This is a genomic window from Couchioplanes azureus (genome assembly GCF_014648355.1).
GTDB lineage: Bacteria > Actinomycetota > Actinomycetes > Mycobacteriales > Micromonosporaceae > Actinoplanes > Actinoplanes azureus.
The window spans coordinates 548,565-568,998 of sequence record NZ_BMQY01000005.1 but is presented as its reverse complement, the minus strand read 5'-3'; the positions used below and the strand labels follow the sequence as shown (position 1 = coordinate 568,998).

The following is a 20,434-nucleotide window of genomic DNA, read 5'->3' as shown; positions in this document are numbered from 1 at the left end:
CCGACCCCGGCCGGCGGTGCCAAGTGGACTTGTCGCCGCCCGTTCGCTCTCCTACGCTGATCGGGTGAAATCGGACGTGCCCGCGCGCCTCGCAGAGTTGGGAAGGTTCCTCGTCGCCCGTCGTGCGGAAACCTCGCCGGATCGGGTCGGCCTGCCGGTCGCGGGCCGGCGGCGCACACCCGGCCTGCGCCGCGAAGAGGTGGCGCTGCTCGCGGGTGTCGGCGTGTCCTGGTACACGTGGATCGAGCAGGGCCGCGCACCGAACGTCTCCGGTGAAGTGCTGGACTCCATCGCCCGGGTGCTCGCCCTGGACGACACTCAGCGGCTGTACATGCGCAGGCTGGCGGGGTTGAGCACCGAGCATGTGGACTCGGCGTACCGGCCGGACGCGGGGGCGCTGGCCCCGTTCGCCGACAACTGGTTGCCCAACCCCGCGTACATCGTCGACCGGTATTGGACCGTGGTGACGGCGAACAGCACCTTCCGCGCTTTCTGGAATGTCGCCCCCGGCGAGCAGTTCAACCTCGTCGAGTACTTCTTCACCGATCCGCACGCCCGGATGCTGTATCCGCTCTGGGAGGAGGAGGCGCGTCCGCTGGTGGCCCGTTTCCGGTCGCAGGTGGCCCGCTATCCGGACGACCCGCGGTTCGCCGCACTGATCGGCCGGCTGTCCCGGACGAGCACCGGATTCGCGGATCTCTGGTCCCGGCAGGTTGTGGCCGACGACGCCTGCGGACCCGACCTGTGGTTCCATCCGGGTGCCGGCCGGGCGGCCTTCCAGCGCACGTCCCTGCGATTCACCGACCGCATCGGACTGGCGATGGTGGTGTTCCTGCCGATCTCCGGGACCGGCACGGAAGCCGTCGTCCGCCGGGTCGCCGGCACCCTCGGCGCTCCGGAGCTGCGGCACACGGCGTGAAGGTGTTGGTGCCACTACTACGTTCACCACGCACTTCTTGCGCCCCGTCGCTCGGTGCATGTTCAGGACATGACAAGCACCGTCACCACGCTCAGCATGACGGCCAGGCAGAAAGCGACCCTGGTCGTCCTGCTCGGCGCACAGTTCATGTTCGCCGTCGACTTCTCCATCCTCACCGTCACCCTGCCCGGCATCCAGGCCGACCTCGGCTTCGGCATCGGCGGCCTGCAGTGGATCGTCACGTCGTTCGCGCTGACCGCGGCCGGCTTCATGTTGCTGTTCGGCCGGATCGGCGACCTGTTCGGCCGTAAGCGGCTCTTCCTGGCCGGCATGGCCATGCTGACGGTGTCCTCGCTCGTGGGAGGCCTCGCGACGACGCCGGAGGTGATGCTCGTCGCCCGCACGGCGCAGGGCCTGGCCACCGCGATGGTCACGCCTTCCGGCATGGCCCTGCTCACCACCAGCTTCCCGGAGGGCCCGCTGCGCAACCGCGCGCTGGGCCTGAACGGTGCACTGCTCTCCCTCGGCTTCGCCGCCGGCGCGGTGCTGGGCGGGGTGCTCACGGACCTGCTGTCCTGGCGCTGGACCTTTCTGATCAACATCCCGGTCGGCATCGCGCTGTTCCTCGCCGCGCTGGTGCTGATCGAGGAGTCCCGGTCCGCCGACCGGCCGAAGCTGGACGTTGCCGGCGCCGTCACGGTCACTCTCGGGCTGCTGTCCCTGGTCTTCGGCGTGACCGGCGCCGAGCGCACCGGATGGACCTCGGCCGGGACCCTGGTGTCGCTCGGCGTCGCGATCGTGCTGCTGGTGGCGTTCTACGTCATCGAGCTCAGGGCCGAGGCGCCGCTGGCTCCGGTCAGGGTCCTGCACAGCAACTCGGTGCGCTGGGGCAACCTCGGCGGATTGCTCACCTTCTCCATGGAGTCGGGCATGGCGTTCCTGCTCACGCTCTATCTACAGCAGGTGCTCGACATGACCCCGTTCCAGGCGGGTGTGATGTTCGGTTTCCTGGGCATCGGCGCCTTCCTCGGCGGGAGCGCGGCCCCGAAGGTCATCGGCCGGCTGGGTGCCAAGAACACACTCGTGCTGGGGCTGATCATCCAGGCGGTCAACACCGGCATCCTGTACTGGCTCGGCGAGGGAAGGACCATCGGCGCGGCCGTGGTACTCGTGACCACCTTCGCCGGGGGGTTCGGCCACGTACTGGCGATCGTCTCGTACACGGTGGTCGCGACGTCGGGCATCGCCGACGGCGAGCAGGGCCTGGCCGCCGGGCTGGCCACCATGACGCAGCAGATCGGCTTCACGCTCGGCACCCCGGTGGTGTCGGCCATCGCCGCTACCGGGTACGGCGAGCTGCACGACGGCGCGGCCACCCGGGCGGGCGTGCTGTCGGGCACGACGTTCGGCTTCCTGATCGACGGGGTCGTCGTGCTGGCCGGCGCGGTGGCGATCGCGGCCTTTCTGCGTACGGCGACGGTCCCGGGGGCGGGAACGTGCCGGCCCTGATCAGTGAGGGGACAGGCGGACCACGTCGGCGAGGACCGTGTCCTCGTCGGCCAGGCGCGACGGGGCCGGGCTGTCGTAGACGACGAGCAGGCGGCCCTCCTCCAGCGGGCCCAGTACCGCCAGCCCCTCGGCGTGGTCGTCGCCCTCGCCGTAGGTCAGCTCGAGCTCCCGGGTGAGCTCTTCTGCCCGCGCGACCACGGGCAGCTCGACCCGGCAGGCGCCGTGCCAGCGGTAGATGCGCACCGGACCGTCGAGGTCCATCGTCGGGCCGGCGAGGACCAGCAGGTCGTCGCCGGCCGGGCACAGGTCGCGCACGCCCAGGCCGTCGAGGTCCAGCACATGCTTGCGGTACGGCAGCCCGTCGCCGAACGGGCGCAGCCGCAGCCGCTCCGGCCGGTGCGGGTCGGCGTACGGGCGCAGCTCCAGGACGAACGCCCAGCCGCGCAGCACCGGTCCGCGCAGGCCCAGGTAGACCCGGTCGTCGTGGACCGCGATGCCCTCGATGTCGAGTCCGTTGTCCTTGCCCGGGATGGGCAGGAAGGGGCCGAGATGGGGGTCGTCGCGCAGCAGTGCCCGCAGGTCGTCGCGCCCGGCGAGCACCGCGGCGCGCTGGGGCACACCGTCGGCGACGGCCTCGCGGACCGGGGTGGGCAGCCCGTCGACGTCGGTGATCGGCAGCCGTACCAGGATCTGGCGGTTGTCCTGTCCCTCGACGGTGGCCAGCCGTTTCAGGGCTTTCTTGCCGGTGTGCTGGGCCTTGATCCGCTTGCGGCGCAGGCTGTGCGAGCCGACCGCCCACAGGAACGACCCGTGGCGGGCCAGGCCCTCGATGTCGGCCTCGGAGTCGGGATCGGCGCCCGGCAGGTCCACCAGGTCGGCGAGGCGGAAGGTGGCCTGCCCGGCGTACTCGGTGGGATGGCGCTCGTCGTCGGCGACCAGCCGCTCCACCGTCGCGGTCTCGTCACCGGCGATCCACAGCACCCGGCCGTCGCTGCGCACCGCGGACAGGTTGCTGTGCGTGGCGGCGATGCGCGAGGCTTCGCCGAAGCGCAGCCGGACCGTTCGTTCCACCGTCATGGTCGCCATCGTGACATCGGCGTACCAGCGGGGACCCGCGAGTTCCAGGAATGGCCGCCGGCGTCAACGACGTCCGAGCCGCCGCTCGCCCGAGGTCCCCGGCTGGTAGGTGAGGCCGTAGTGCGCGTACACGCGCGGCTCGTCGGCGGCGGTCAGCTCGCCGTCGAGGTCGATGGACGGAGCGTCGGAGACCAGCTTCTTGCCGTGGCGGACCCGTACCGCGGAGGGGCTGACCGTCGCCCCGGCCAGCGGCACGAACACCAGCTTGTGCCGCCCGATGAAGCCGACCTTGACCGTGGCGAAGGCGGGCTCGTCGGTGGCGGTGTCGACGTACACCGCCTCGAGCTCGCCGATCTTGTCGCCGTCCGGATCGATGACCTTCTCGCCGCGCCAGTCGCGCAGGTTCTCAGCGGGAAACATACGACCCTATTCCCCGCGGTGAACGGCCGAAACAGGCCTTCGTTTCTAACGGACGCTAGCCTTGACGAAAGAAGGACGGCCTCCTAGCGTACGGTCCGTACCGGCTCTCGTCCCCGACAGGAGAACCTCCCCCGTGGAGATCTGGATCAACCCCGAGTGCTCCAAGTGCCACGCCGCGACGGACCTGCTCGACGCGGCGGGCGCCACGTACACGGTGCGCCGCTACCTGGACGAACCACCCAGCGAGGCCGAACTCGAAAGCGTCCTGGCCCGGCTGGGACTGCAGCCCTGGCACATCGCCCGGCTGGGGGAGCCGGCCGCCGTGGAGCTGGGCATGGACTCGTGGCCGCGGGACGACGACAACCGGCCCCGCTGGATCGAGGCCCTTATCCACCACCCGGCCCTCATCCAGCGCCCGATCATCACCACCGACGACGGCGCCGCAACCGTGGCCCGCACCCCCGGAGCCATCCGCGCGATCCTCCCGGCGCCCGCTGTGGACGGGGCACCCGAGGCGGCGGAAAACCGCTAGTCTCACTGCCGGTCGGGCGTGAGGGGTACGAGTGAGACTACGGTTGGTCACCGGCACGGCGGTGGTTGTCGCGGGCGGGGTCACGGCGGCGGTGCTGTATCTGCCGTCCGCTCCGCCTGCGCCGACCGTGGCGGAAAGCGGCGTCGCGGCGCCCGTGGCCGCCGACGAGCCCGTGGTGCAGCACGGTGACGGCAAGCCGGTGCGCGGGAAGCTGCACACCCTCGCCCTGCCCGTCGCCGCCGGCGCCCGCAGTGCCGAGGCCGCGCAGCGGTCGACCCGCAGGTTCAGCCTGCTCGGCGTCACGTGGACCGATGCCGCTCGGACGGTGGACGGGACGATCGAGGTGCGCACCCGTGCCGCGGGCACCAAGGCGTGGAGCAGATGGCATGCCCTGGACACCGACGCCCTGCGCGGCCCCGACAGCGGCAAGGGCCGCGGCGCGACCGAGCCGCTGTGGGTGGGCCCGTCCGACGGGGTCGCCGCCCGGATCCGCGGTGGCGCGGGCGCCAGGCCGCTGCCCCCGGGGCTGCGCCTCGACCTGATCGATCCCGGCTCGTCGTCCTCGTCCGGCGGGCAGGGCGGCGGCTTTGCACTCGAGCCCGCACCCTCGCTCCCGGCTCCCTCGCCGTCCGGGTCGGCCACGCCGGCCGTCCCGCCGTCCGCGCCCACCTCGTCCGTGCCGGCGGCCCCGGCTCCGGTCGCCCCGGCCCCGGCGGTTCGGGCCGCCGGCGGTGCGGTGACGATGCCGTCCTACGTCAGCCGCCGCGGCTGGGGTGCCGACGAGAGCATCGTGGACGGTCCGCCGGTCGTCGCTCCGGCGGTGAAGGTCGTGTTCGTGCACCACACCGCGGACGCGGCCCCGTCGGACTGCGCCAAGTCGGCCGCCCACATCCGGGCCATCCACACGTATCACACCAAGAGCCTCGACTGGGGCGACATCGGCTACAACTTCCTGGTGGACCGGTGCGGCACCCTGTTCGAGGGCCGGGCCGGTGGGGTGGACAAGGCCGTGGTCGGCGCGCAGACGTACGGGTTCAACACCGGGTCGAGCGGCGTCGCGGTGCTGGGCACGTACATCGACGGGGGCGTTCCCGAGGCGACCCGGCGGGTGCTCTCCCAGCTGGCCGCGGCGAAGCTGACCGCCTACGGCTTCGACCCGGCGGGCACGGCCACGATGACCTCCGGCGTCGACGGCGGCAAGTTCCCGCGCGGCACCGTCGTGACCTTCAACCGGATCGCCGGGCACCGCGACGGCTACGCCACCGAGTGTCCGGGCGACGCCCTGTACGCCCAGCTGCCCGCGATCCGTGCCGAGGCGTCCGGCAAGGTGCTCGGGCTCACCGCGAAGCCGCCGGCCGGCAGCGTGCGGTCGGCGCAGACCTACTACCTGCGGGGCTCCGCGGCCATGTCCTGGTCGGTGGCCACCCCGACCGCGCAGATCGCCGGGTTCGACGTGCTCGTCGACGGCGCCGTCCGCGCCTCGTTCCCGCCGGCGGCCCGCTCGGGCGCCGTCCCGGTGCCGCCCGGCCCGCACAAGGTCGCCGTCCGCGCCACCCACGTCCGCGGCGCGTCGGTGACCACGCCCGCCCTCACCGTCTTCTCCGACGTGACCGCGCCGAAGGTGACCGCGACGGGGCTCAGCCTGCGCGGCGGCACGGTGAGCACGACGGCGGTGCCGGTGACGATGACCTTCGCCGCCACCGACAACCAGAAGGTGGCCTGGGTCGGCACCACCTCACCGTCCACCGCCACCCTGGCCCCGGCCGCCCGGTCCTGGGCCACGACGGCCCGGCCCGGCGCGGCCCGGACGTTCCGCGTCTCCGCCCGGGACACCGCGGGCAACGCCGGCGCCGGCTCGCTGGTGCGCACCCCGGTGCTGATGCCCGAGACGGCGGCCCGGCGCACCGGAACGTGGAAGACGGTGAAGAAGGCCTCGCACCTCAACGGCCGGTCCCTCACGAGTTCCCGGCGCAGCACCAAGCTGTCCTGGACCTTCACCGGCCGCGCGGCGTCACTGATCGCCTCCCGCTCCGCCGGCTCCGGCCAGGTCGACGTGTACGTGGACGGCAGGAAGGTCGCCACCGTGGACACGCGCGCGAGGAAGACGGCCTACCGGCAGGCGGTCTGGACCCGGAACCTGTCCTCCGGACGGCACACGGTGACGGTCGTGGTCCGTGCCACGACCGGCCGCCCGAGCGTGACCCTGGACGGCCTGGCGTACCTGCGGTGAGCGGATGGCGGGCCCCTGCCCGCCGGCTCAGCGCGACTCCAGCGGGACGAGCCGGAAGCCCACTCCGCGCACCGAGAAGATGACCGGTGGAGGCCCGAGCCGGCGCCGTAGCCGAGCCATCACGGCGTCGACCACGTTGGAGTCGGGCTCGGCCATCTCGTCCCAGCAGCACTCGATGAGCTCGCTGCGGGTGACCACGTGATCGGCCCGCAGGGCGAGCAGCTCCAGCACCGCGAACTCCTTGGCGGAGAGCGGCACGACGGCGTCGTTCCGGCTGACCCGGCGCCGGGAGAGATCCAGAGTCAGGTCGCCCAGCCGCAGCACGGAGGGGCGGATCTCGCCGACTCGCCGGCACAGGGCCCTCACCCGGGCGACGAGCTCCGCCATGGCGAACGGTTTGCCGAGGCAGTCGTCGGCACCGGCGGCGAACCCGTCGACCCGGTCGGCGACGGCGTCGCGGCGGGTGAGGACGAGTGCCGGAGTCCGCACCCCGCCGCACCGCATGGTGTCGATCAGCGCGGTCCCGTCGCCGTCCGGAAGGGTACGGTCGACGACCAGGCAGTCGTAGGTGTTGACGGCCAGCTTGAGGTCCGCCTCGGCGAGGTCGAGGGCGCCGTCCACGGCGAAGCCCGTGGCGCGCAGTCCGCGCCTGACCAGCCCGTTGAGGTCCTTGTTGTCGTCGATGACCAGCACTCGCACGTCGGTCCCGTTGTCGTCGGCGCGGCACCGGCCGCGCGTTCCTGCAGAAGATGGGTTGCCGTAGCCGGCACCGCACCGCGCCCGGCGGTCCGACGCCGGCAGGGCCGGATCGGACGGCCAGAACTGTGCCGGAGCAACGTCAACCGGGCCTCTATGACGCATCAACGGCGACTGAACGCGCCGCACGGCCAGTCACGCCGGGATTGCGGGAGTGACATACTCTGTGGCCTTCCTTGCCGCTCCTGCGGACGCACCGGGAGGGTGGAACACGTGTGACTGACCTGCGGTTCACAGTGCTTGGACCGGTGCGGGGTCACCGCGGTACCGACGTTCTCAAGGTGGGCGGCCCACAACAGCAGGCGATGCTGAGCGTCCTATTGCTACGCCCCGGCGGCGCGGCGAGCGCCGCCGAGCTCGTCGAGGCCCTGTGGGGCGAGGACCCGCCCAGTGCGGCGACGACCACCGTGCGGACGTACGCGTGGCGGTGGCGCAAGGTGCTGGAGGACGACAGCTCCGACCCCCGCGTGCTGGTCTCCCTCGGCGACGGCTACCGCCTCGTGCTGCCGGACGGTGCGGTCGACGCCCTGTGCGCCGAGGATCTGGCGGCCCGCGCGGAACGCGCGGCAGCCGACGGTGACCGCGACGGCGCCCGGAAGCTGCTCGGGGAGGCACTCGACCTCTGGCACGGCGAACCGCTCACCGCGGTACCGGGACCCTTCGCGCAACGGCAGCGGCACCGGCTCGGCGAGCTCCGGCTGACCCTGCTGGAGGAGCGGATCAGCCTGGACCTGGAGCTCGGACGGGCGGCGCGCTGCATTCCGGAACTGACCGCGCTGACCGCCGAGCAGCCCCTCCGCGAACGGCCCTATGGACTGCTCATGCTCGCCCTGTACCGCTCTGGCCGGCAGGCCGACGCCTTCGCGGTGTTCCAGCGGGCCCGCCGGCTGCTCCTCGACGAGCTGGGCGTCGAGCCGGGGCGCGATCTGACCCTCGTCTACCAGCAGATTCTGCAGGGGGATGCGGATCCGGACCCGCCTGTGCCGGCGTCGCCGGCCCCCGCTGCTCCGAACGGCGGTTCCACCCCGTTGCCGGCCGCCGACACCGTACGCCCGCTGCCCCGCCCGGCGCAGTTGCCTCCCGAGCCGGCCGACTTCACCGGCCGGGCGTCGGTGGCCGATCGGTTCTGTGCGGCGTTGACCTGCACCGCGCGGCGTACGCTGGCCGTCGGCGCCCTGGCCGGCATGGGCGGAACCGGAAAGACCACGCTGGCCCTGCACATCGCCCACCGGGTGCGGGAAGCCTTTCCCGACGGTGCCCTCTACGCGGGCCTGCGGGGCGGTGACGCCGTGCCGGCCGATGCCTACCAGGTGCTGACCGGTTTCCTCACCGCGCTCGGCGTGGAACCCGCCGCCCTGCCGCACGACCTGGAGGCGCGCTCGGCGCTGTTCCGCTCGCTGGTGCACGAGCGGCGCCTGCTGATCCTGCTCGACGACGCCCGCGACGTGGCGCAGATTCTGCCGCTGCTGCCCGGCGCCGCCGGCTGCGCGGTCCTGGTCACCGGGCGCGCCCGGCTGGACGGCCTGCCCGTCGCCGTCCGCGCCGATCTGGACGTCTTCCCGCCCGGCGAGGCGCTCGAGCTGCTGGGCCGGGTGATCGGTGCGGACCGGGTGGCGGCCGAACGCCGCGCCGCCCGTGAGCTCGTCGCGACCTGTGGGTTCCTGCCCTTGGCGGTGCGGATCGTGGCGGCCCGCCTCGCGGCCCGGCCGCGCTGGAGCCTCGCCTCGTTCCTCGAACGGCTGGCCGACGAGCCGCGGTGCATCGACGAGCTGAGGGTAGGCCAGCTGACGGTGCAGGCGGCCTTCGAGATGAGCTATCGGCAGCTGACCGGGGAGCAGGCCCGGGCGTTCGTGCTGTTGTCGACCGTCGACCTGCCGGACATCGCGGTCACGGCCGCGGCGGCGATGCTGGACCGGGACCCGCAGCATGCCGAGGACCTCCTCGAGGCGCTCGTCGACATGCGACTGCTGGAGTCCCCGGCGCTGGGCCGGTACCGCTACCACGGCCTGCTGCGCCTGTTCGCCCGGCGGGTGTGTCAGGACGACCACGCCGGCGAGGTCGCCGGTGCGGTGACCCGGCTGCTGGAGTTCCTCCTCGCCACGGCGTGCGCTGCCTTTGCGCACGCCGTACCCGGCGACCCGGTGTCGCAGGCGCTCGGTCCCGTGGCGGGGACGGGCCTGACGTTCGCGTCCCCGGCCCAGGCGCGGGAGTGGGCGACGGCCGAGATCGGCGGTGTGGTGGGGCTGGTCGCCCAGGTCGCCCGGACCGCCGGCCCGGCGTCGCGCGCCGACCTGCGCGCCGCGATCGACCTGCTCATCGCGATCAGCCCGTACGGACCCGACCCACGCTCCGGGCAGTCGGCCGCCACCACCCGGGCGCTGGCCCGCGCGGCCGAACGGCTCGGGGATCCCCGGGCCACCGGCCGCGCCCACTTCCTGTGCGGTCACGTCGCCCTGGCCGCCACCCGGCTCGCCGAGGCGGAGGTGGATGCGCGGCGGGCGGTGGCCGTGTGCCGGCGTACGGACGACCTGGTCGTGCTGCGCCAGGCAGTCAACGACCTCGGGCTGATCACCCAGATGCTCGGCCGCCACGACGAGGCGGCCGGCCACTACGACGAGGCGATCCTCCTCGCCCGCCGGCTCGGGCACCGGTCCGGCGAGATGGCCACCACCGTCAACGCCGCGCTGGTGCGGGCACGCAGCGGGCGGGCGGACGAGGCCGTGGAGATCTGCCACCGGGTGCTGACCCAGCTGGAGACGCTGAACGACGATGCCGCCGCGGCGTACGCCCGGTACGTGCTCGGTATCGCCCACGACGCGCTGGGCCGTCACGAGGCGGCCGCCCGCTGGTATACGGCGTGCGTCGACCTCTGCGTCGGCGCGGGACTACGCGACCGTGAGTCGCACGCGCGGTACCGGCTCGCCGACGCCCTGCGCGCGCTCGGCCGGCCGGACCGGGCCGCCGACGAGGCGGCCCGCGGCCTGCGGCTGTGCGAGGAGATCGGCGACCAGCGCAACGAGGGTCACGCCCTGGTGGCCCTGGGCCGTGCCATGGCCGACCTCGGCCGTTGCGCGGAGGCCCGGGAGCACCTGCGGCGCGCGTACGTGCTCTTCGACCTGCTCGGCCTGCCCGAGGCCGAGCAGGCTTCGCGGTTGCTGGAGTCGTTCGCGGAACTGACGTCGTCCTGACCCGGCCGCGGCTACAGGTCGGGGTGACAGGCCGTCTCGCAACTCGATCCGGTGCTGTTCCACCCTTCGATGGTGTCCGAGCCGGTCGCGGTGTGCCGGACCGTGGCGCCGAGGGCGGCTACCGTGAAACCCACCACCGCGGTCACCGCGACCGCCGCCGCCGCGAACCGTGCCGAGATGCGTTTCTGGTCGTGCTTCATCTGTTCCTCCGTCGTCCGGTGTGCTCGGGTCAGGCTCACACATCCCGATCAACAGTCGATCAACGCACGAGGCGGCTCTCCGCCCGGAAGCCCGCCCGGGTCAGGAGGCGCTGCCAGTCCTGGCCGTCGGGCGGGCCGGCGGAGACCAGCCGGGCGACTCCGATCCGGAACGCCCAGTCCGTCACCAGCGCGATGCTGCGAGCCGCGAGTGCCGAGTCCGCGAGAGTGCCGCGGAGCACCGCCTCTCCGTCGCCGGGAGCCACGTAGTCCAGGGTCAGCTCGCCGATGATCTCGCCGGTGGCCGACTCGCAGGCCAGCAGCTCCGCGCCCTCGCCGGCCAGCCAGCGGGCCGCCGGGAGGGCGCAACCACCGGCCGGGCGTACGGTCACCACCCCGTCGGTGAGCGCACCGCCGGGAAGGTCGGGCAGCAGGCGTGGCGCCGGCGCGCCGTCGTCGGTGGACAGCCGGGACCAGACGACCGCGGTGTGTCGCTGGCTGCCGGGTCCCGGCAGGACGTCACGCAGTGCCGCCTCCCGCCGGAAGCCCGCGGCCAGAGCGACCCGTTGGCTGCGGACGTTCTCGTCCCGGATGAAGAGCTCCACCCGGCACAACCCGTGCGCGAAGCCGAGGTCGGTCATCGCCCGCGTGGTCGCCGTCGCCACGCCCCGCCCCCGCGCGGCCGGGCACACCCAGAAGCCGACCTCGCCGCTGGACCTCCGGCGCGTCACGTGCAGCACGGCGCCGGCCAGCAGTTCGTCCGTGACCGGGTCGGCGACCGCGTAGCTGTGCCGGTCGGGATTCCGGGTGGCCGGCAACCCGCGTACGAAGGCCTGGGCCTTCTCCGTGGTGACCTCGCCGGGAGTTCCGGACATGAAGCGCAACGTCTCCGGGTCGGAGAAGGCCGCGACCAGGTTCGGCACGTCCGCGTCCCGGTAGGGACGAAGGCGCAGACCGTGGGCCTCGAAAGTGGTGGGGTACTCCATGGCTGTTCCATCCGGTGTCGTCGTCGCGGGCCTACTGCGGCACCGCGCGGAGGGCGTGCTCGGCGAGGCGCTGGGGAGCTCCGTCGGCCACCGTCCACAGCGCGAGCCGGTGCACGTCGCTGCCCGGGCCCGGAAGGACGACCTGGCGGGCCGCATCACCGGTCCGGCCGAGCGGGGTCGCCAGGCGCCATTCGCGCGCGACGGCGCGTCGGGCGCGGAGCCGGTTCGCCGCCGCCACGACCTCCGCGCGCCAGTCGCCCGCCGCCATCCGGGCGAGCCGCCGGTCCAGCGTGGCCGGGGTTCCACCGGCCCGCCAGACGACGATGTCGACCCGCTGGGTGCGGCCTTCGACGGTGGCGCGACCGAGCGGCCGCCATCCCTGCGCGATGACGGGACCGGCGATCGGACCGTGATCGTCCAGGAGCGCGTCGAGTGCCAGCGACGGCGTGTTCCGCGGGCGCAGCAGGGTTACGGCGACAAGGGCGCCGAGACCCGGTAGGCGGCTGGGCTCCGCATCGTCCGCCGGCCTTCGCGCAACGGCAGCCGGCCGGGCGGTGTCCGGAGACGGTACGGCCGGCGCACAGCGCCCGAGGACGGTCTCCACGTCACCGATCACGGACGGCGGACCGGCCAGGAACAGCCGCGCGTCGGCGGCCGAGTAGCCGCGCGCGATCAGCTCGGCCACGTCCGCGGCGGCGACCCGGCGTACCGAGTCCGTCGTCGTGCGGCCGATGGCGTCGAGGCCCGCCTCGTCCGCGGCCGCGGCGGCGAGCAGCGGGCCGAGCCGCAGCAGGGGTTGGTGATCCATGCGGCGCGTCTCCAGGAGCACCGCATGCCGCTCACCCTCGAACACGTCGGGTCCGGCCGGCCGGCAGCGTCCCTCGCCGATGTCCAGCAGCCGGCGGATCAGCATCCCGGCATCGCCCGGATCGCCCACGCCCTGGAACAGGGTCCGGTCCACGTCGGTGACCGCCAGCAGCGGCACGCCACCGGTGCCGCCGGCCGGATCGGCGAGCACTTGCAGGTGCTCGGCCAGGTGTGCGGTGCCTTCCCGGCCCGGAGGATCGTCGCGGGAGCCGCAGCCCACCACCAGAGTGGCACCCAGCGAGTGCGCCCACGGCAGCACCTCGAGGTCGACGCGGAGGCCGTCGCAGCGGCGGAACCGATGGACCGGTTCTGCGGTCGGGTTCACCGGATCTCCTCGTACACGTCGGCGAGCTCGGCCCGGTGCCGCTCGTCGAACGGGCCGACGGCAGCGACCGCCGGCGCGAGCGGGGCGAAGGACAGACCCGGCAGCGCGTCGACGCCGGCCATCACCGCGAGGCGGTCCGGGACGCGGGGCTCGCCGCGCGCCTGCCGGCGGGCGTCGTCCACCATGCCGAAGGGACCGTCGAGGCCGGCGAGCAGCGTGGCCCGGCAGCGCCATCGGGCCAGGCCGGTCTCTCGCCGGTCCACGCCGTCGGCCAGGCGGCGCAGCGTGGCCGCGAGCACCCGCATCGCCGGCGCGGCGTGCTCGGCGGCCACCGTCGCGGTGGCTCCGATCGACGCCGCCTCGGCCGGGCCCCAGCCGGCGGCGGTGAACCCGTACGCGAGCCGGTTCCGGTGCCGCAGCTCGTGGTGGAGGCGACCGTCCGTACCGTTGCCGAGCACCTCGACGAAGAGGTCGAGCAGCTCCACGGGGATCCGGGTGACCGGCAGCCGGACGGCGACCCGCGCGTCGCTGCCGGGATGCGCGACGATGTCCAGCCCGCCTCGCCATCGAGGCGGGCGGCCCGCCGGGGTGGCGCATCCCACGCCGGGGTCCGGGGGCTGGTCGGCGTGGTACACCCGGGCCCGCGTCACCAGTTCACCCGCCTCGGCCAGGTCGGCGACGGTCACCGCGGCGACGGTCTCCGGCGTGCCGAGCAGGCGGTGCGGGGCCGTTCCCCAGGCGGCACGGTCGAGCGCGCCGCCCACCAGCGCGAGCGGCGTCGCGCGGCGGCCGTCGATCGCCGCGGTCTGCCGCGCCCGGAGGTCGGCGAGGATCGCCTCACCGGCCGGTCCGGCCGGCAGCCGGGTCTGCCGCAGGTGGTCCAGGATCGAGACCTGGTGCTCGGAACGGGACCAGGCGTACCCGAACGACGAGCATCGTTCGTCCAGGCGATGCCGGGTGCGCCAGCCCTGCGCCGCCGCCCGTGCCGGTGCTCCACCACAGCGGGGATCGTTCAGCACGGCAGCGAGCAACGCGGCGAGGCCGGACCGTTCCGGAGGATCGTCGTGGTAGCCCGCGGGAAGCTCGACGATGCAGGCGCCGCCGGGCCGGAGGGTCGTCACCGCGCCACCGCCTCGAGGGCCGCGTCCGGGGTGAGCGCGGCCGGCGTCGGTGCGGCACGACCGGCCCGCAGCGCCCGCCAGGCCCACGGCGCGGCGGCCACCGTCGCCAGCACGCCGCCGGCGGCCACCAGGACCAGCGGCGGAACCCGGCCGACGAGCAGTGCCGCGGCCCCGATGCCGGCGACCTGCCACGTCGCGTTCGAGGTTCGCCGCAGGGCGGTGATCCGGCCCCGGGAGCCGGGCGCGGAACGCTGCTGGCACTGCAGCGCCGGCCCGATGCCGATCGCGTACGCCTGTACGCCGAGCAGCAGGCCGGCGACCACCGCGCCAACCGGGTTGGTGCCCAGGCTTGCCAGCCACACGACCACGAGAGCGACCGGTGCGGTGGTCAGCACGGCGGTCATGAGCATGGTCGCGGCCGGCAGGTCCCGGCGGATCCGCGCGAGGACGGCGGTCATCGCCAGGCTGCCCAGGCCGGCGCCGAGCCCGACCAGCCCCGGGGCCTGCACCAGGCCGCCCGCGCCGAAGTGCATCAGGACGAGCTGGGTCGCCGCGCCGAAGCACAGGTTCCAGGGCGCCTCGGCAACCACCGTCGATCGCAGCACCGGATCGGCGTAGAGAGCGGCCAGGCCCTGCCGCAACTGCGCCTTCGGACGCTCGGGTACGCCCGCGGCACGCGGGGCGGCGTCCCGGCGGAGCATGCAGGCCGCCGCCACGAGGAAGGTCAGTGCGTTGATCCAGATCACGACGACGATCGAGTAGTGCGCGAGCAGCAGGCTGCCGAGCAGTGGCCCGACCGTCACCGCGACGCCGGCCGACGCATTGAGCAGGGCGTTGGCGGCCAGCAGACGACCGGCGGGCACCACGTCGGGGAGCATGCTGAGGAACGCGGGCAGGGCCAGGGCCGTCAGCGCCTGGAGGACGCCGAGGTGCAGGTAGATCCAGCCCAGCCGGTTGGGGTCGATGGTCAGCGCCAGGGACACCGCCACCGCGAAGGCGGCGAGATCGGCGGCGACGACCAGGCGGCGACGGTCGAACCGGTCGGCCAGCACGCCGGCGAACGGGGTGCAGACCACCTGGGGCAGGAAGAAGATCCCGAAGGCGAGGAGCCCGGCGACGGTCGACCCGGTGACCTGCTGGATCCACAGGGGGAGCGCCAGAAACTGCACGTACCCGCCGAGCATCGACAGCGACCGTCCGAACCAGACCGTCCGGAACGTGGATCCGAGCCGCCGGTCGCGCGGGCTATCCACCGCGCTGCCCGGAAAGGTGGTACGCCCAGGCGCGCTGCGACTTGCTGGTGCGGTCGCGGGGTACGCCGAGCCGATCGTCGAGCTGCCCGGCCAGGCGCCCCAGGCCGGCCAGCGCGGCCGGAAGCGAGGAGTTCACCTCGATCTCGAGGCATGCGTACCGGCGCTGCTCGTCGCGTACGCCGCCGGGCCGGCCGAACTCGACGCGGTCGATGCTGCAGAAGATCTCCGTGCCGTCGGCGGTGAGCCCATGGCACTTGTAGCGCCGCTGGACGGCGACGCCCGCCGGACGAAGCGGTCCGGTGACCCGGCCGAGGCTCCGGGCACGGGCGACCGGCAGCGTTGCGGGGTCGTCGAGACGGGCGCCGACCTGGCGGTGCGGGACCCGTTGCCGCACCTCCAGGCCGTCCCGCCAGCCCCGGTGGTGCACGGTCTGCTTGAAGGCGATGACACAGGTGCCGGAGGGGGCGCCACTGTTCACCACGATGCTCAAGGAGTGCCCGGCGCCGGCGAGGCTGCCTTCGGCATCATCCAGGTACAGCACCGACTGCAGATAGTCCCGGGCGCGCCCGCCCGTGCTCAGCAGGTCGGTGAAGAGCGTCGCCGCGGCGACGGCGCCGGGGTCCGAGGTGCCGGACCAGGGAAGCTCCCACTTGCATTCGTGCTCGACCCCGATGTGCAGGTCTTCGATGCGAATGTCCGGGGACGTCGTGCCGGATGTCGGCGTCATCGGTGCGCCTCACGCTTCGGGTATCGGGTCGGCCGTGGCCGGCTGCGGCATGGTGAACACGTCGACGTCGGCGGGCTCCGGCAGCTCCAGGGCACTCACCACGGCTCGGCGGACCTCGGCCGCGCAGTCCGGCGGTGGCCGGAAGTGACCGGACTTGAGGTTGGCGACGACGGAGACGCACGTGGGCGATCCGGCAACCACCAGCTCGCCGGCGGCCCGCACCCGGAGCCGCTCCGGAACGAGCATGGGGTGTACGACGCGGCGGTGGTCCTGCCGGCCCGGCGCCCAGCCGAACACGAGGTCGGCAAGCCTGAAGGACTGCGGCCAGACCCGCAGAGCGCCGGCGTCGTCCACTGCGTAGAGGTAGGACGCTCCGATGTCGAGCACCGCCAGCGCGTGCTCGCGGCCGTGCAGGTGAACGGCCCGCGGTCCCAAGTCGTCCAGCGGACCCCGGTACCGGTGCTCGAAGCAGGCGCGATCGAACTCGATGACCGTCGGCCTCGCCGCCACCGTACGGTGGAAGGCCTGTGCCGGTGTCTGCACCCCGCCGGAGTCGAACCAGCGTTGGATCGCGGGCACCAGGTGCTCGGCGCGGCTGCGCAGGGACGTCGAGGAGCGGTCCGCGGCGAGCAACGTCCGTACCGAGATCAGCTCTTCGTAGAGCAGAAAGCTCACGGCCTGCGAGCCGGGCCCGTAGCGGGCCGCCGCGGCGTGGCGCACCCGGGCGAAGCGCTCGACCAGCGGATGGAGTTCGGACCGGACCGGCATCTGCCGCCCACCTTCCTGGAAGCCGGGCGGCGGCGGGGCACCCCGCCGCCGCCCGGGCCCGACTCAGAGCGCGATGTCCGAGAAGGTGGCCTGCGTCATCGACAGCGCCTCGGTGCCGTACTCGGTGGCGTCGAGGTCCTGCAGGTCCTGCACGATCGCGTCGACGCGCAGCAGCTCGTTGGTGGTGATCTCGCTCATGATGTCTCCTTTGGAAGGTCGTCATCGCTGACGGGAGTCACCATGCCAAGGCCTCTATGACAATTCCGTGACAGCTCCGGCGGGTCAGTCCCGGAAGGCCCGGAAGGCGGCGTACGCGCGCCGGGCGTACCGCACCGCGTACGTGCCGCAGAAGGCGATCGGGATCACCGAGAGGATGCGCGGCCGCTGCTGGTAGACCTGCGCTCCGATCACGCCCGCCACGACCGCGACGTTCAGCAGAGCGAGCGCGGCGTACGGCAGGACGAGCCGCGTCTTCGCCGCCCGGGCGGTGTGCCACCAGGCGAACGTCCGCCGCCAGCGGGCGCGGGCGGTGAGCTGCGGCGGCTGCGGGATGTCCTCCGGGTCGCGGGGTGGCAGGTCGACCCGCAGGCCGTCGGGGATCCGTGCGTCGATACCGGGCACCGCCGCGGCGCCGTTGCGGTACATGGTGGGCTCGACGGTGACCACGACGCCGTCGTGGCCGAAGAGCCGCCGGCCGCCGTCCGGCCAGGCCAGGACGGCCGCGCAGGCGTCGTAGCGAACCGTCGCGATGTCGTCGCGGGCGATCGCGCTGACGCCGTCCTCGCCGGTGACGACGGCGTATTCCGGCCGGTGTGCGGCGGGATACCGGGTGCCCTGGACGGCATGCTCGGAGCCGGCCGGCGCCGGGGCGTAGCCGGCCCAGTCGGCGCCGGTGCCGCCGGGCGTCATGAGCAGGCCCGCGTCGTACGCCTGGGAGGCGACCGCGGCCACGTCGTCGCGGGTGACCGCGCGGATCTGCGCCACGGTCTCCTCGACGTCCAGGACCGGGCGTCCGGCGAGCAGGCGGAAGACCTGGCCCGGCAGCCGGGCGCCGGTCGCGTCGGCCTCGCGCGACGCCTCGCAGGCCTGGTGCACCACGGAGGCCACCTCGTCCTGGTCGATCCGGCCGACCCGCAGCGCGGCCAGCAGGTCGACGAAGCCGCCGAGCACGGCGCCCTGCTTCGCGGGCAGGGCGTCGGCGACGGCCGAGATCACCGCGGTGCCGTCGCTGCGCAGGTCGTAGTCGGTGTGGGCCGAGTACGACAACCCGGCCTGCTGGCGCAGCTCCCGGAACATGCGCCGCTCGAGAACCTTGGTGAAGGACGCGGCGGCGGCGCTGTGCGGCACCACGGCGTCCCACGCCACGACCGGGGAGGAGCCGGGGAACCAGGCCGGGGTGACGGGCAGTGCGGACGACGCCCGGGGCGCCTGCCGCCGTACGCCTGCGGGCAGGTCGAGCCGCAGTCCCGCGGGGATCTCGTCGCCGGCGATCCAGAGCGCGGCGTTGTCCCGGGTGAAGTAGCCGGCCACCCACTCCCGCAGGTCCTCGGCCGTGAGGGCGGGCAGCCCCCATTCGGGATAGGCCGGCAGGCCGAAGTCGCGGGCGCCGTGCCGCCACACCATGAGCGGCTCGGCGACGCCGCTGCCGCGGCTGTTCCGCTCGGTCCGCAGGATCTCCTTCTCGACCTCCAGGCGTTGCACGGGCAGCGAGCGCAGCGTGGCGCACACGCCGGTGAGGAAGCCGGTGATCTCCTCGGCGCTTCCGCGCATGTGGAAGTAGGTGTGCTCGACGCCGGTGACGCCGTTGTAGTGGTAGTCGGCCGTGCCGATGGAGTGCAGCGCCAGGTGCTCCACCAGGTGCGTGACGCCCTTGCGGGCCAGCGTCTCGTCGGCCTGTCCGACCCGGAACACCAGGCCGGCGTGCATCGGGCCGGTGGTCGGCGCGAGCAGCGTGGGTACGCCGTCGACGTCCAGCTGCTTGATCATCGCACTCCTCGCGATCCGGTGGCGTAGTAGCGGCGTTCCCGGAGCACCTCCGCCGGATCGCCGAGGTAGTGCCACGGCGACTCCGACGCCAGGACGCCCGTCATGGCGAACAGCGAGGCGACCGCCCGCTGGTCGCCCAGCTCGCTGAAGAGCAGCGCGAACTCGCTGACCACGCGGACCCAGCCGAGGGTGCGCGGGAAGCCCGGATGCCACACCGAGTGCCCGGCCGCCTGGTAGATCTCGTCGCGCACCCGGGGCGTCCTGAGGTAGGTCCGGTCCGCGCCGCTGTCGAGGGCCATCCACCGTTCGATGTGCGCCAGGGCGACCAGCACGGCGTTGTGCGAGCCGGGCGGCGAGCTGTCCATCGCCTCCCGGGCGAACGTGTGCACCTCGTCCCACGAGCCACCCCACTTGGGGCAGAGCTGTTGCAGCAGGTGCTGCTGGCCGGGCAGATGGTGCGGGTCGATCGCGGCCAGGCGGTCGTACCGGCGGCGGGCCTCGGCCTGGCCCAGCTCCAGGCCGCGCGCGGTCAGCAACCTGGCCACCCACACGGCGGGATCCGCCGGGTTGCGCGCCGCGGCGTCGACGAGTACCCGCTCGGCCTTGGTGAGCCAGTCGTGGAACCCGGCGAACTGCTCGCGGCTGACGAACTTGGCCTGGGCGCTGCTGCGCACCTTCCAGCCGACGGTGGTGAGGTGGCTGCCGAGCACGGCGGCGGCCGCGCTGTCGTCCGGGTCGCCGGCCAGCACCGTACGGAGGAAGTCCGCGAGATCGGGCTCCTCGCCGGCCACGACGGTCAGGCGCGTGCGGGTCTCCGGAGCGGCAGCGTCGAGCATCGCCCGGCAGGCCGGCCAGTCCCGGGCGGCCAGCGCCGACCGGAGCCAGGCGACCTCGGGATGGGCCGCCGCCGGGTCGAACACGACGTCGCTGTGCGAAGACATGGCGGGCAGCATAGATGGTCTTGATCCGCTCGGTGACCCCGCGAGCGGCCGTTGTGGGGCAGCAAACCGGGATTCGCCATACTGTCGGCTGCCCGGCCTGTGTGCGCCGGTCGGGGCGGCGCGGAGGAGGAGTGGCGATGTTCGGACGGCGGCGCCGGACGGCGGAGCTCACCGCTCGCCTGGACCGGATGGAGGAGCAGCTCCGGCGCGTTCTGGACCAGACCGCCGGGGCGCGGCCGCTGCTGGCCGACGCGCAGCGGTTGGCGAAGCTGGCCGCAGAGGCGCGGGCGCTCAGCGATGCCACGGCCACGACCGTCGAGGGCTTGCAGGCGCTGCTCGCGGGCACCGGCATCGACCGGCCCCGGCTGCACGCCCGGGTCAACCGGGTCTACCGCGCCGAGTCGCTCGGCTACGTGGCCGTCTTCTTCCGCGGCGGCCGTACGGACGACGTGCGGCTGCTGGTGGGCCGGGACAAGCCGCCGCAGGAGTGCATCGGCGAGGCGAACACGAGGAACGAGCTCAATTCGTACGTCGGTGGCGTCATCCGGGCCGGCGAATACTGGACGGTCGAGGCGAAGTTCGCGACGACGTCGTCGTACGGCTGCGTGTTCACCCCACTGCTCTGACCCGGA

19 protein-coding genes are annotated in these 20,434 nt (G+C 73.6%); 6 read left to right on the top strand and 13 right to left on the bottom strand.

The window, feature by feature from the left end; translation table 11 throughout:
• The first annotated feature begins 64 nt into the window (after positions 1-64).
• Together IEY99_RS21230 and IEY99_RS21225 are read left to right on the top strand one after the other, a co-directional pair.
• A complete protein-coding gene (locus IEY99_RS21230) occupies positions 65-919 on the top strand; it encodes a helix-turn-helix transcriptional regulator (RefSeq protein ID WP_189205732.1) in 855 nt (284 codons plus the stop codon).
• A 69-nt stretch (positions 920-988) separates the two neighbouring features.
• Positions 989-2,428, top strand: a complete 1,440-nt coding sequence (locus tag IEY99_RS21225) for an MFS transporter (RefSeq protein WP_189205731.1) — start codon at positions 989-991, stop codon at positions 2,426-2,428.
• Here IEY99_RS21225 and IEY99_RS21220 read toward each other — a convergent pair whose 3' ends face one another.
• Together IEY99_RS21220 and IEY99_RS21215 are read right to left on the bottom strand one after the other, a co-directional pair.
• Positions 2,429-3,505 (bottom strand): DUF3616 domain-containing protein, encoded by a 1,077-nt coding sequence (locus IEY99_RS21220; RefSeq protein ID WP_189205730.1) that lies wholly within the window; start codon positions 3,503-3,505, stop codon positions 2,429-2,431.
• A gap of 63 nt (positions 3,506-3,568) precedes the next feature.
• Positions 3,569-3,925 (bottom strand): PRC-barrel domain-containing protein, encoded by a 357-nt coding sequence (locus IEY99_RS21215; protein ID WP_189205728.1) that lies wholly within the window; start codon positions 3,923-3,925, stop codon positions 3,569-3,571.
• A 133-nt stretch (positions 3,926-4,058) separates the two neighbouring features.
• Between IEY99_RS21215 and IEY99_RS21210 the strand changes: the two genes are divergently transcribed.
• Together IEY99_RS21210 and IEY99_RS21205 are read left to right on the top strand one after the other, a co-directional pair.
• On the top strand, positions 4,059-4,457 hold the full coding sequence (locus IEY99_RS21210; protein ID WP_189205726.1) for an ArsC/Spx/MgsR family protein: 399 nt from the start codon (positions 4,059-4,061) through the stop codon (positions 4,455-4,457).
• A 31-nt stretch (positions 4,458-4,488) separates the two neighbouring features.
• Entirely contained in the window at positions 4,489-6,687 is a 2,199-nt protein-coding gene (locus tag IEY99_RS21205; RefSeq protein ID WP_189205724.1) for an N-acetylmuramoyl-L-alanine amidase, read from the top strand.
• Positions 6,688-6,714: 27 nt separating this feature from the next.
• On the opposite strand, the gene IEY99_RS21200 is transcribed toward IEY99_RS21205, so the two are convergent.
• Complete coding sequence (locus IEY99_RS21200; protein ID WP_189205722.1) at positions 6,715-7,386, bottom strand: response regulator transcription factor; 672 nt, start codon at positions 7,384-7,386, stop codon at positions 6,715-6,717.
• Between the two features lie 338 nt (positions 7,387-7,724).
• Between IEY99_RS21200 and IEY99_RS21195 the strand changes: the two genes are divergently transcribed.
• Complete coding sequence (locus IEY99_RS21195) at positions 7,725-10,631, top strand: AfsR/SARP family transcriptional regulator (RefSeq protein WP_229799017.1); 2,907 nt, start codon at positions 7,725-7,727, stop codon at positions 10,629-10,631.
• Positions 10,632-10,642: 11 nt separating this feature from the next.
• Here the strand turns inward: IEY99_RS21195 and IEY99_RS21190 are convergent, their stop codons facing one another.
• The 10 genes from IEY99_RS21190 to IEY99_RS21150 form a co-directional block, all read right to left on the bottom strand.
• A complete protein-coding gene (locus tag IEY99_RS21190) occupies positions 10,643-10,831 on the bottom strand; it encodes a hypothetical protein (protein ID WP_189205721.1) in 189 nt (62 codons plus the stop codon).
• Between the two features lie 59 nt (positions 10,832-10,890).
• Positions 10,891-11,814 carry a GNAT family N-acetyltransferase gene (locus tag IEY99_RS21185; protein ID WP_189205719.1) on the bottom strand — a complete coding sequence of 308 codons (924 nt, stop codon included), beginning with the start codon at positions 11,812-11,814 and terminating at the stop codon, positions 10,891-10,893.
• 31 nt (positions 11,815-11,845) lie between these two features.
• Positions 11,846-13,006 (bottom strand): insulinase family protein, encoded by a 1,161-nt coding sequence (locus IEY99_RS21180; protein ID WP_189205717.1) that lies wholly within the window; start codon positions 13,004-13,006, stop codon positions 11,846-11,848.
• Positions 13,003-14,127, bottom strand: a complete 1,125-nt coding sequence (locus tag IEY99_RS21175) for an insulinase family protein (protein WP_189205715.1) — start codon at positions 14,125-14,127, stop codon at positions 13,003-13,005. Before IEY99_RS21175 ends, IEY99_RS21180 begins: the two co-directional genes overlap by 4 nt.
• Positions 14,124-15,380 (bottom strand): MFS transporter, encoded by a 1,257-nt coding sequence (locus tag IEY99_RS21170; RefSeq protein ID WP_189205713.1) that lies wholly within the window; start codon positions 15,378-15,380, stop codon positions 14,124-14,126. The genes IEY99_RS21175 and IEY99_RS21170 overlap by 4 nt, the downstream gene beginning before the upstream one ends.
• Complete coding sequence (locus IEY99_RS21165) at positions 15,373-16,107, bottom strand: hypothetical protein (RefSeq protein ID WP_189205711.1); 735 nt, start codon at positions 16,105-16,107, stop codon at positions 15,373-15,375. The genes IEY99_RS21170 and IEY99_RS21165 overlap by 8 nt, the downstream gene beginning before the upstream one ends.
• 9 nt (positions 16,108-16,116) lie before the next feature.
• Positions 16,117-16,875: a hypothetical protein gene (locus IEY99_RS21160; RefSeq protein ID WP_189205709.1), complete on the bottom strand. Its 759-nt coding sequence runs from the start codon at positions 16,873-16,875 to the stop codon at positions 16,117-16,119.
• Positions 16,876-16,938: 63 nt separating this feature from the next.
• Complete coding sequence (locus IEY99_RS34965; RefSeq protein WP_268245135.1) at positions 16,939-17,073, bottom strand: hypothetical protein; 135 nt, start codon at positions 17,071-17,073, stop codon at positions 16,939-16,941.
• A gap of 84 nt (positions 17,074-17,157) precedes the next feature.
• Entirely contained in the window at positions 17,158-18,861 is a 1,704-nt protein-coding gene (locus IEY99_RS21155) for a peptidase M16 family protein (protein WP_189205708.1), read from the bottom strand.
• Positions 18,858-19,802 (bottom strand): hypothetical protein, encoded by a 945-nt coding sequence (locus IEY99_RS21150; RefSeq protein ID WP_229799014.1) that lies wholly within the window; start codon positions 19,800-19,802, stop codon positions 18,858-18,860. Before IEY99_RS21150 ends, IEY99_RS21155 begins: the two co-directional genes overlap by 4 nt.
• Before the next feature lie 137 nt (positions 19,803-19,939).
• On the opposite strand from IEY99_RS21150, the gene IEY99_RS21145 reads away from it, so the two are divergent.
• Positions 19,940-20,428, top strand: coding sequence for a hypothetical protein (locus IEY99_RS21145; protein WP_189205706.1), 489 nt, complete (start codon positions 19,940-19,942; stop codon positions 20,426-20,428).
• Positions 20,429-20,434: the final 6 nt, after the last annotated feature.

What these genes read in the sequence shown, in the direction of transcription:
- IEY99_RS34965 (WP_268245135.1), bottom strand. Translation starts at nt 17,073, where the DNA reads ATGAGCGAGATCACCACCAACGAGCTGCTGCGCGTCGACGCGATCGTG.
- IEY99_RS21145 (WP_189205706.1), top strand. Translation starts at nt 19,940, where the DNA reads ATGTTCGGACGGCGGCGCCGGACGGCGGAGCTCACCGCTCGCCTGGAC.
- IEY99_RS21215 (WP_189205728.1), bottom strand. Translation starts at nt 3,925, where the DNA reads ATGTTTCCCGCTGAGAACCTGCGCGACTGGCGCGGCGAGAAGGTCATC.
- IEY99_RS21220 (WP_189205730.1), bottom strand. Translation starts at nt 3,505, where the DNA reads ATGACGGTGGAACGAACGGTCCGGCTGCGCTTCGGCGAAGCCTCGCGC.
- IEY99_RS21160 (WP_189205709.1), bottom strand. Translation starts at nt 16,875, where the DNA reads ATGCCGGTCCGGTCCGAACTCCATCCGCTGGTCGAGCGCTTCGCCCGG.
- IEY99_RS21155 (WP_189205708.1), bottom strand. Translation starts at nt 18,861, where the DNA reads ATGATCAAGCAGCTGGACGTCGACGGCGTACCCACGCTGCTCGCGCCG.
- IEY99_RS21185 (WP_189205719.1), bottom strand. Translation starts at nt 11,814, where the DNA reads ATGGAGTACCCCACCACTTTCGAGGCCCACGGTCTGCGCCTTCGTCCC.
- IEY99_RS21190 (WP_189205721.1), bottom strand. Translation starts at nt 10,831, where the DNA reads ATGAAGCACGACCAGAAACGCATCTCGGCACGGTTCGCGGCGGCGGCG.
- IEY99_RS21165 (WP_189205711.1), bottom strand. Translation starts at nt 16,107, where the DNA reads ATGACGCCGACATCCGGCACGACGTCCCCGGACATTCGCATCGAAGAC.
- IEY99_RS21150 (WP_229799014.1), bottom strand. Translation starts at nt 19,802, where the DNA reads ATGTCTTCGCACAGCGACGTCGTGTTCGACCCGGCGGCGGCCCATCCC.
- IEY99_RS21225 (WP_189205731.1), top strand. Translation starts at nt 989, where the DNA reads ATGACAAGCACCGTCACCACGCTCAGCATGACGGCCAGGCAGAAAGCG.